This is a genomic window from Actinomycetota bacterium (assembly GCA_035697485.1).
GTDB lineage: Bacteria > Actinomycetota > UBA4738 > UBA4738 > HRBIN12 > JAOUEA01.
In genome coordinates this window covers 1-3,318 of the sequence record DASSCU010000059.1, presented here as the reverse complement: position 1 = coordinate 3,318, position 3,318 = coordinate 1, and the positions used below count along the sequence as shown (strand labels likewise).

Here is a 3,318-nt window from a genome sequence, read left to right as displayed (position 1 = left end):
TGAAATCGAACTGTCCGATCGCGATGACGTCGCCCTGGTAGGAGACGAGATCGCGGAACTGGCTCGGTGTGTCGTGGCCACGAAGCGACGGATCGATCTTCGGGGTCACGGCCTGGAAGGAGCCGTCCTTCGATCCGTCGAGGCGGTAGGCCTCGAGCTTCCTACCGCCCGCGTAAACGCGGTCGGAGGTCGCGAGCACGGTCTTCAGCCCGGGGGTCGAGAACCCGGCCACGATCGCGCCGTTCGAGGGATTGATGCCGACCAGGTTCTGCCGGCTCTTCCCGCCGAAGGCGTAGGAGAACTTGCCGGCGACGTAGAGCGTGCCGTTGGGTCCGAGGGAGAGGTCGAAGACCGTGGGACTCGAGCCCAGGTTCGGCAGTGTGACGGACGCGGGCGAACCGGAGGCATCGAATGCGGCTAACCCTTTGGCCGTCGGTCCCGATCCTCTGGTCGGAGTGAGGTAGCGATCGAAGACGCCCCCCACCCACACGCTGCCTCCCGCCGAGGCCACCGCCCACGTCCTCGCATCGACCATCCAGGTTGCATCAGCTTGCTGTGAGGGCACACCCGCCCGGGCGGATGGTGCGATCGTCCCCACGATGCCCACCGCCAGCAGTAGCACGATCTGACCTCTGCGCGTCGTTCGCCTCACTCTCGACCTCCCGACCCCAGTTCCACCGGACGCTACCCCTCGTTGCACCAACCGTCAACGTGAAACGTGACGGCTTCATACACACTGCGCCACAGCCTCTTTCCGCGCCCTCGCATCGACGAGCGCGTGGCATTCGGCCGAGGTAAGACTACGTCTTCGGGGGGCGACGGACGCCCCCTTCCGCTCGGCATCGGTCCATTCTTCGTGGGCCGATGGTCCTAGGTCCGATGGTGATGAGGGTGGCCCGCTAGGCTGCCCGCGTGTCCGAGCTCGAGGTCTTGGTCGGGATCGTCATGCTCGTGGGTCTCGTGGGTGTCGTCGTCCCCGTGTTCCCCGGGTTGCTCCTCGTGATCGGCGCAGGGTTCGTCTGGGCGACGCAGCGCGGCGGCCCGGGTGCGTGGGGCGTCTTCGCGATCCTCGCCGCCGTCGGGACCGCGGGGATCGTGGCCTCGAGCGTGCTGCCCGCCCGGCGCGCCTCATCGGCGGGCGCTCCCGCGTGGGTGGTCGCTGCCGGCGCCGTGGGGCTCGTGATCGGCTTCTTCGTGGTGCCGGTCGTCGGGGCCCTGATCGGGTTCCCGGCGGGCGTGTTCGTGGCCGAGTTGGCTCGGCACCGGCACCCCGGACCGGCGTGGCGTGCGACCTGGGATGCGCTGAAGAACGTCGGGCTCGGCATCGCGATCCAGCTCGGAGCCGGCGTGGTGATGATCGGCATCTGGGCGGCAGCGGTGTTCGCGACCTGAGCCCGGCAGGCGCCCGGTCCGTCACCGGTCGTGATGGGCGCCGCCCTTGCCGGATCGCCAGATGCTGCCCTCATGCGGGTCACGGCGCTGCATCTCCGCCGCGGCTCTGCGGAGGGCCCGCTTCCGCCGCTCGGATGCTCGCGTGCGCAGTCCGTCCAGGAACCGGCGGATCCCATCCTTCGACGCCCGGCCGTCACCCTCCACCCGCGGAACTCTAGTCATTCGATACGGAAGGGACCCACTTTCGCCCGATGTGTGAGGAGCCCGAACCCTCATACGCTCGTCGGCTGATGGGGATCCTTCGCTCGAGCCGTTCGGACGGTTCCGTCGTGTACCACGGTCCTGCATGTTTCGCCGACAGGGTCGGCGTGGTCGGCAGGGGCCGATGGCGAGTATGGTCAGACGACGGCTGGACCACGGCACGTACGTCGAGTGCACAGCGTCCGGCAATCGGGTCCATCCCTGCAACGTGGTCAACTCGGTGTCGGCGACGGCGTTCAGTACCCGCATGTTCGCCGGCGCGACCAGCTTCATCGCGTGCGTCGTGGCTGCAGGCGATGTCGATGAGGCCGTGCTCGAGGCCGCTACGGACGCGGTCGAAACCATCACCCCGATCCGCTACACCAAGGAGCGTCTCTTGGCAGACCTGTCGGCGGAGGACCTGGCCGTCAGGATGCGAGGCGACCTGATCCTGCTCGCCGAGCAGCTCCAGCCCCAAGGGGTCGACGCCCTCGTCGCGCAGGCCCGACGGATCGCCCGCCTCGGTGGCGGACCATCACGCGCACAGCTCGAGATCCTCGCTCGCGGAGAGGAGTACCTCGACTCGACTCGGGCCTCGTCGTTCTCCCGCCTCCGTCCACGGAGGCTCTAGGTCGAGACGCGTCTGGGTGCCCTGCTTGTGGAGAGACCCGGGCGCCCGACTGTGCTTCTCCCGAGTCACGTCGGACCTGGATAGGGAGTCAAGGCCAACTCATCGCACCATCCCTGGACCTGCGGCCCCTCCGTCATGTGGAACGTGTCGCCCGGCCATCTTCACGGTGAGCGTGTCTCCTGGCCCTCGACCTCGTGCAACGTCCACATGGTCCGGCTTCGGACCGGCGATTCGCCGGTTCGCTTCGACTAATTAAGCGACGCTTGGCCTTCGACTTGGGTCCGCGCATTCCCCCCGGCGGCGGCAACACGCTCGGCTGGTTGTTCGACGAGCGCCACCACCCGCGACGCCATGAACCGGGCCGTCCTGACTGGCGAGCCGCCCCGCGTCACCTCGGTCACCTCGATGATGGTGCGCCCGGTCGTCACCTCGACACGGCGGCCGGCGCGAGTCGCCGTCACCTCGAAGGTCTGCACGCCGTTACCGACGTCGACTGTCACCTCCACCCGATCGCCTCGCACGAGCCCATCGTAGTCGCGGCCCGCGACATGCAGGACATCGTGCTTGCGGAGCCGGACGCGTCTGCGGTGCTCCCGTTAGGGCGGTGACCTGCAGAGATGTGGTGTCGGAGGGCGGATTCGGCCCCGCGGCATGGTCACATCGGCCACTCGGTCCCGAGGTCGGACCGACGGGCGGGATTCACGAGAAGCGAGCGTAGTGGTATTGGGCCCGGCCTCCTGCTTTCGTGAAGGCTCCCGCGACATGCAGGGCCCCGCCTTGGACCGCGAGTCCCCACACCCCTGTGTACTTGCAGCAGATCTGCGGCTTCCACGAGGTCGCCACGCGTCCGTTCGCGGCGTCCAAAGCCGCCAAACGAGGCTGGTTGAAGCAGTTCTTGTTCGGGTGCTGATTGTTGCCGCACTGCTGTCCGCCTGACTGGGCGACCCACTGGAAATGCCCGCCGATGATGACGGTCGACGAATCGAATTGGGTGATCACCTGGGTCGAGCCCGAGGTGTCGGTCTTCCACACTTGCCCGCCGTCCGACGCCCGGT

Annotated in this window: 6 protein-coding genes; 2 read left to right on the top strand and 4 right to left on the bottom strand. The window is 67.9% G+C overall.

Going from position 1 to position 3,318, the window contains the following annotated elements; genetic code table 11:
- Positions 1–511: hypothetical protein (locus VFI59_15085; GenBank protein ID HET6715015.1), on the bottom strand; the 511-nt coding region annotated here is incomplete at its 3' end.
- A 401-nt stretch (positions 512–912) separates the two neighbouring features.
- Here VFI59_15085 and VFI59_15080 point away from each other — a divergent pair.
- Positions 913–1,392 carry a DUF456 domain-containing protein gene (locus tag VFI59_15080; GenBank protein HET6715014.1) on the top strand — a complete coding sequence of 160 codons (480 nt, stop codon included), beginning with the start codon at positions 913–915 and terminating at the stop codon, positions 1,390–1,392.
- A 21-nt stretch (positions 1,393–1,413) separates the two neighbouring features.
- Here the strand turns inward: VFI59_15080 and VFI59_15075 are convergent, their stop codons facing one another.
- A complete protein-coding gene (locus VFI59_15075) occupies positions 1,414–1,596 on the bottom strand; it encodes a hypothetical protein (protein ID HET6715013.1) in 183 nt (60 codons plus the stop codon).
- Positions 1,597–1,786: 190 nt separating this feature from the next.
- Here VFI59_15075 and VFI59_15070 point away from each other — a divergent pair, with 190 nt between their 5' ends.
- A complete protein-coding gene (locus VFI59_15070) occupies positions 1,787–2,263 on the top strand; it encodes a hypothetical protein (protein HET6715012.1) in 477 nt (158 codons plus the stop codon).
- A 248-nt stretch (positions 2,264–2,511) separates the two neighbouring features.
- Here VFI59_15070 and VFI59_15065 read toward each other — a convergent pair whose 3' ends face one another.
- Together VFI59_15065 and VFI59_15060 are read right to left on the bottom strand one after the other, a co-directional pair.
- A complete protein-coding gene (locus tag VFI59_15065; GenBank protein HET6715011.1) occupies positions 2,512–2,784 on the bottom strand; it encodes a hypothetical protein in 273 nt (90 codons plus the stop codon).
- Positions 2,785–2,962: 178 nt separating this feature from the next.
- The coding region (locus VFI59_15060) for a hypothetical protein (GenBank protein ID HET6715010.1) at positions 2,963–3,318 on the bottom strand (356 nt) is incomplete at its 5' end.